Raw genomic sequence first — 6,230 nt, 5'->3', positions numbered from 1 at the left:
AAGTGCGCCGCCGGGGCCGGGCGCAGGTTGCGAGGGCGCGGGGTTCGCACCCGAGAAGATGCCGCCGAACAGGTTGGACAGGCCGTTCTGCGCCTGGGCGTGCGCGCTGACAGGCAGCAGCACAGCGGCCGCAATCATCATTGCGCCGGTCACGGATGCCGCCCGTCTTGCCCGCCCTGCCACCGATTGCATCATGTCCCACTCGTCGGCTTATGGAATCCGCCATCAGGAGGCCTGGTTACGGTTGCCAATAGCTTAACAAAGGTGAAATTTTGGTGACGGCCTTTTTCTTAACTCTGCGCGGATGAGGCCCCACAACCGCCTTTGTTGGCGGCTGCAAACAGGCTAGCAAGATGCCATTGCTCCGTCCCCATGTGCCCTCAGGTATTCGAACAATCACATGAAAATTCGCAAAGCCGTATTCCCCGTCGCCGGCCTCGGCACCCGTGTCCTGCCCGCCACCAAGGCGATGCCGAAGGAAATGCTGACCATCGTCGACAAGCCGCTGATCCAGTACGTCTATGACGAGGCGAGGGAGGCCGGCATCGAGCACTTCATCTTCGTCACCGGCCGCAACAAGAACGTCATCGAAGATCATTTCGACCGGATGTTCGAGCTCGATGCGACGCTGGCGGCGCGCGGCAAGAAGGCCGAGCAGGACATCCTGGCGCAGAACCAGCCCGAAGCCGGCGCCGTCAGCTTCACCCGCCAGCAGGCGCCGCTCGGCCTCGGCCATGCGGTCTGGTGCGCGCGCGACATCGTCGGCAACGAGCCGTTCGCGGTCGTGCTGCCCGACGAGCTCGTGCTCAACACGCCGGGCTGCCTCAAGCAGATGATCGAGATGGCATCCTCGCTCGGCGAGAAATCCAATCTGGTCGCGGTCGAGGCGGTGCCCGATCATCTCACGCATCAATACGGCATCTGCGGCGTGGGAAAACGCAGCGGCAAGATGTTCGAGGTCGACGGCATGGTCGAGAAGCCGGCCAAGGGCACCGCGCCCTCCAACCTCTCGATCACCGGCCGCTACATTCTCCAGCCGGAGATCTTCAAGATCCTTCAGACGCAGGAGCGCGGCGCCGGCGGCGAGATCCAGCTCACCGACGCCATGATCGGGCTCGCCACGTCGCAGAAATTCTACGGCGTCGAGTTCGAGGGCGAGCGCCACGATTGCGGCTCCAAGCCCGGCTTCCTGCGCGCCAACATCGCCTACGGCCTGAAGCGGCCGGAGCTGCGCGACGGGCTGATCGCGGAGATGAAGAAGTATCTGGGGCAGTAGGGGCTACAAACTGGGCGTCGTCCCAGCCTAGTGCGCAATTGGCAGGGACGACCGCGATGGTGTGGCGGGTTGCGTCGCGTTCAATAGCGGCGCGTAGACCGCCTCACGCCACCAGCGACAGCTGCGGCAAGCTCGCAACCACCGACTGATTCCGCCCGCCGGCCTTGGCGGCGTAGAGCGCCTTGTCGGCGGCGGCGACCAGGACCGGCCAGTCCATGCCGGCGGTGGGAACGAAGCTGGCGACGCCGCAGGAGACCGTCGAAATCACCGGGTCGTCGGACCAGCCCTGCACCTTGAGGCGGATCGTCTCGGCGACCTTGAAGGCGTCAGCAGCCGAAACGTTCGGCAGCAGCACGGCGAATTCCTCGCCGCCATAACGTGCGGCGCAGTCGCCGGCCCGGCTCACCGAATCGGAAATGCAGATGGCGATACCGACCAGCACCTGGTCGCCCGCCTGATGGCCGAACGTGTCGTTGTAGGCCTTGAAGTGATCGGCATCGATCATCAACAGCGCGATCGGCGCCTTCTGGCGCATGGCCCGCCGCCATTCGACGTCGATGACGGAATCGAACTTGCGGCGGTTCTTCAGGCCGGTCAGCGCGTCGGTCGTCGCCATTTCCTCGAGCTTGCGCTCGGCCTCGGCGCGCCGGCCGATCTCGCGCGCGAGCACCAGCGTCGATCCCAGCACGAACAGCGCGAGCACCAGCACCACGGCGCCGATGCGAAACGCTTCCTTCTGCCAGAGCGCGAACACCGCGGCCAGAGGTTTGCCCGCCACCACGAACAGCGGTCCGCTGTCGGCGCTGCGGACATAGAGCCGCGGCGTCGGATCGACCGGGCCCTGTCCCGCATAGTAGGCTCCGACCGGGAGGTTGTCGGCCTTCCAGGCCCGGCGGTCGTTCAGGTTCGTGCCGATCACGTCGAGGTCGAACGGCCGCCGCATCATGATGGTGCGGTCACGCTTGAGCACGGTGATGGTGTCCTCTGCATCGAGGTGCAGCTGCTCGAACAATTCGTGGAAATAGCTGAAGCGGATCGAGCCGGCGACGACGCCGAGGAAGCCGCCGTCGGTATCGCTGATGCGACGGCTCAGCACGATCGCGTAGGCGCCGCGGAACAGCATCGGGCGGCTGATGAAGAGCCCGACCTCGGGATTGTCGCGATGAACCCTGAAATAGTCCTCGTCGCTCCGGTTCTCGGTGACGGGATCGAGCGTGGAGGCGTCTATGGTCAGCCTGCCGTCGGCGTCGAACACCTGAATGGCGCCGAAATGCCGTGCCGTGATCGCATGGTCGAACAGGATCAGGTGACGGATCGGCTTCGAGACCGTGGCAAGCTCGGGCAGCAGCATGTTGCTAGCGACCGCCTTCAGTGACAGGTCGTAGATCTCGACGTTGCGGCTGACATCGGACTGGATGCTCGTCGCCAAATTCTCCAGCGTCTGGCGGGCGAGCGCCTCCTCGCCCCGGCGCATGTCGAGCATGACGTTGACGCAAATGGCAGAAAAGCCGATCACCGTCACCACGGACGAGATGATTAGCAGCTTCGCCGAAATCCGCCACGGCCGGCGGGCCGTGACTTCGCGCCATCCAGACAGCATCGTTCGCTCCCGACCCCTAGTGGATGCGCCAGAAAGCTTGCGCAGTGTTTAAGGTAGGACGGCGCTGCTGCAATGAGTTAAGGATCGGTTTACAAGGCTCACGGTTTTGGGCAGACCTCGATGGGACAGTCTGGGGTTCGGGCGAGAGGACGATTGTGAACGACTACGACGCGTTGCGCGACTATCTGATGCGGCAGAAGCAGGCTGAATTCGTCCTGAGCTTCGAACAGATCGAGGAGATCATCGGCGCGGCGCTGCCGCGCGCGGCCAATCGTGCCTCGTGGTGGGACAGCCTGCGCAGCCCCGACATCCAGATGCCGCAGCGCGAAGCTTGCCTCGCCGCCGGGTTTGTTGCGACGCGCATGCCGGATGGGCAGAGCGTGAGGTTCACGAAGAAGAAGCTGCAACGCAGGTGAGCAGCGGATGGTTCTGCGCTGGTTGAGGGGGATCTTTGGCGCTGCCCTGATTGTATCAGGTGTGCTGTTCGCACTCGCCTTCGAGGCCCGCTACTGGCGCTGGCACGATTGCTTCAATGAGCTCGGCCGCTGCTACGATCCGGTCTCGCAGGACGTCTATCTCGAGCAGGCGGGAATGGTGTGGGGCGGCCTTGCCGCGATCTCGCTACTGGCGGGGCTTGGGCTGGTTGTCGGACTTCGGCGGAAGCCGAGTTAGCTCGTCGTCTTCCGGAAGAAGACAGTATCGTAGGGTGGGCAAAGCGGAGCGTGCCCACCACCTCTGTCGTAGGGTTGGATGGTGGGCACGGCGAAAGTGCGCCTTTGCCCACCCTACGATACTCCACAAGGGGGAGAAGGAAGAACAGCGTTAGCTCGCCGCTTCGAGCCGCACTTCCGTCAGCAGGCGCATTGCCGCATCCGCGTCCATCGGCTCGCCGAAGGCAAAGCCTTGCGCGTATTCGCAGCCCATCTGGTAGAGCTCGACCGCATCCGAATCCGTCTCGGCGCCTTCGGCCACCACGTCCATGCCGAGGTCGTGCGCGAGCGCGATGATCGACTTCAGGATCACCGGCCGCGCGCCGCGGTTGGTGGTGCGCACGAACGACTGGTCGATCTTGATCGTGTCGAACGGGAAGCGCTGGAGATAGGCCAGCGAGGAATGGCCGGTGCCGAAATCGTCGAGTGAGAGCCCGGTGCCGAGCTCGCGGATCCGCGTCAGCATCTGTGCCGCGTGCTCCGGGTTCTCCATCACCAGCGATTCCGTCAGTTCCAGCTTGAGCGTGCCGCGCGCCACCGAGGAGCGCGACAGCACGGTGCGGATGTCGTGGATCAGGTCGTGTCGCAGCAATTGCCGTGACGACACGTTGACGGAGGCGAAGATCGGCTCGCGCGAGCGCATCGCGCGCTGCCAGATCGAGAGCTGCTTGGCGGTCTGGTCCAGCACGAACATGCCGAGGTCGACGATCAGGCCGGTCTCTTCCGCGATGGTGATGAACTCCGACGGCGCCATGCGTCCGAGCTTGGGGTGATCCCAGCGCACCAGCGCTTCGAAGCCGGCGACCGAGCGATCCTCCAGCCGCACGATCGGCTGGTACAGGATCGTCAGCTCCTGGCGCTCGATGGCGCGGCGCAGCTCGCTCTCCAGCGTCAGGCGGTCGGTCTTCCGCGCCCGCATCGCAGGCTTGTAGACGTCGATGCGGTCGCCGCCGATGCGCTTGGAGTGATACATTGCCAGCTCGGCGTCCTTGATGATCTCGTCCGTGAGCTGAACTTGCGGATCGGACAGCGCGAGACCGATCGACGCGGTGAGGAAGATCTCGCGGTCGTTGAAGGCGATCGGCGCGCGGATGGTCTTGCGGATGGTCTCGGCGAAGGCGGTGATGCGGGCCGGGTCCTGCTCCGACAGCAGGATCAGGCCGAACTGATCGCCGGCCATGCGGGCCAGCGTGTCCTGCGGCTTCAGGATGCGGGTGAGGCGGCGGGCCAGCGTCAGCAGGATGGAATCGCCGACCGCGATGCCGACGGAATCGTTGACCTGCTTGAAGCGGTCGAGATCGATCACCATCAGCGTCGGCCGCAGCGTCGGCATGGTCTTGGCGAAATGCGCGACCGCACCGAGCCGGTCCATGAAGAGTTTGCGGTTGGGCAAGCCGGTGAGGTTGTCATGCACGGAATCGTGCAGCAGGCGCTCCTCGGCGTTGCGCAGTTCGGTGACGTCGGTGAGGGTGCCGACGACGCGCGAGACCTCGCCGTCGGAGCCGACCACCGGACGCGCCTTCAGCGCGAACCACATGAAATGGCCGTCCGGGGTGCGCAGACGGAAGTCTTGCACCAGGCGGCCGCGGCGCTGGTCGAGCACGCTGTCGAGCGCGGCGCGGAAACGGTCCTGGTCGAGCGGATGCAGCACCTCGAGCCACGAGGCCGCGGGTCCTTCGAGCGTACCGCGCTTCAGTCCGAGCAGCGCTTCGGTTTCGGGGCTGGTGAAGACCTTGTCGGCGGAGACGTCCCAGTCCCAGATCAGATCGCCGGAGCCGGCCAGCGCAAGGGCCCGCCGCTCGATGTCGGAGACGACGCCGGTGGTGGCGCCGCCGCCGGCAAAGGCGTGCTGCATCACCGTGAAGCCGATCAGCATCACGATCAGCACGAGGCCGCCGAGCAGGGCAGGGCCGACGATGTCGTTGGTGACGGAGCCCGCCACCGTCATGCCGGCCGCGACCACCCAGACCACGAGGAGGAACCAGGTCGGGATCAAGAGCACGGCACGGTCGAAGCCGTGCGTGGAGAGATAGACGATCAGCGCGAAGCCGGCGAATGCGATCAGCACCAGCGAGATGCGCGCGATGCCGGAGGCGACGGCCGGATCGAACAGTGCGAGCGCGACCAAGGACCCCAAGAAGGCCAGCCAGCCCACGGTGATGTGCGAATAGCGCACATGCCATCGGCTGAGGTTGAGATAGGCGAACAGGAACACCAGCAGCGTCGCCGCCAGGATCGCTTCACCCGCCGCGCGCCAGATGCGCTCGGCGTTGTTCGACATGTCGAGCACCTTGCCCCAGAAGCCGAAATCGACGCCGATATAGACCAGCACCGCCCAGGCCAGCGCCGCGGCAGCCGGGAACATGATGCTGCCCTTGACCACGAACAGGATCGTCAGCACCAGCGCGAGCAAGCCGGAGATGCCGATCACGATGCCCTGGTACAGCGTGAACGAATTGACCTTGTCCTTGTAGGCTTCCGGCTCCCACAGATAGAGCTGCGGCAGCTTGTCGGTGCGCAGCTCCGCAACGAAGGTGATGACGGCGCCGGGATCGAGCGTGACGCGGAACACGTCGGCGGTCGGGCTTTCCTGCCGCTCCGGCCGGTCGCCGGTCGAGGGCGTGATGGTCGCGATGCGCGTCAT

At 65.1% G+C, this 6,230-nt stretch carries 5 protein-coding genes and 1 pseudogene; 3 read left to right on the top strand and 3 right to left on the bottom strand.

Annotated elements, in window-relative coordinates; genetic code table 11:
- Positions 1 to 195: pseudogene (locus tag MOV74_RS28745) on the bottom strand (lytic murein transglycosylase); the annotation flags it as partial.
- A gap of 205 nt (positions 196 to 400) precedes the next feature.
- Here MOV74_RS28745 and MOV74_RS28740 point away from each other — a divergent pair.
- Entirely contained in the window at positions 401 to 1,276 is an 876-nt protein-coding gene (locus MOV74_RS28740) for a UTP--glucose-1-phosphate uridylyltransferase (protein ID WP_246930009.1), read from the top strand.
- A gap of 103 nt (positions 1,277 to 1,379) precedes the next feature.
- Here MOV74_RS28740 and MOV74_RS28735 read toward each other — a convergent pair whose 3' ends face one another.
- Entirely contained in the window at positions 1,380 to 2,876 is a 1,497-nt protein-coding gene (locus tag MOV74_RS28735; RefSeq protein ID WP_246930007.1) for a diguanylate cyclase, read from the bottom strand.
- 155 nt (positions 2,877 to 3,031) lie between these two features.
- On the opposite strand from MOV74_RS28735, the gene MOV74_RS28730 reads away from it, so the two are divergent.
- Entirely contained in the window at positions 3,032 to 3,292 is a 261-nt protein-coding gene (locus MOV74_RS28730; RefSeq protein WP_246930006.1) for a hypothetical protein, read from the top strand.
- A gap of 7 nt (positions 3,293 to 3,299) precedes the next feature.
- Entirely contained in the window at positions 3,300 to 3,548 is a 249-nt protein-coding gene (locus tag MOV74_RS28725) for a hypothetical protein (protein WP_246930005.1), read from the top strand.
- 150 nt (positions 3,549 to 3,698) lie between these two features.
- On the opposite strand, the gene MOV74_RS28720 is transcribed toward MOV74_RS28725, so the two are convergent.
- A partial coding sequence (locus MOV74_RS28720) for an EAL domain-containing protein (protein ID WP_246930004.1) occupies positions 3,699 to 6,230 on the bottom strand: 2,532 nt, incomplete at its 5' end.

Origin of the sequence: Bradyrhizobium sp. SHOUNA76 (assembly GCF_023006445.1) — a bacterium.
Classification (GTDB): Bacteria; Pseudomonadota; Alphaproteobacteria; order Rhizobiales; family Xanthobacteraceae; genus Bradyrhizobium.
Note: the sequence above shows the minus strand (reverse complement) of the source record. Positions and strands in the feature narration are given on the sequence as shown.

Coding starts and splice junctions, on each gene's coding strand:
- MOV74_RS28740 (WP_246930009.1), top strand. CDS start 401: ATGAAAATTCGCAAAGCCGTATTCCCCGTCGCCGGCCTCGGCACCCGT.
- MOV74_RS28725 (WP_246930005.1), top strand. CDS start 3,300: ATGGTTCTGCGCTGGTTGAGGGGGATCTTTGGCGCTGCCCTGATTGTA.
- MOV74_RS28735 (WP_246930007.1), bottom strand. CDS start 2,876: ATGCTGTCTGGATGGCGCGAAGTCACGGCCCGCCGGCCGTGGCGGATT.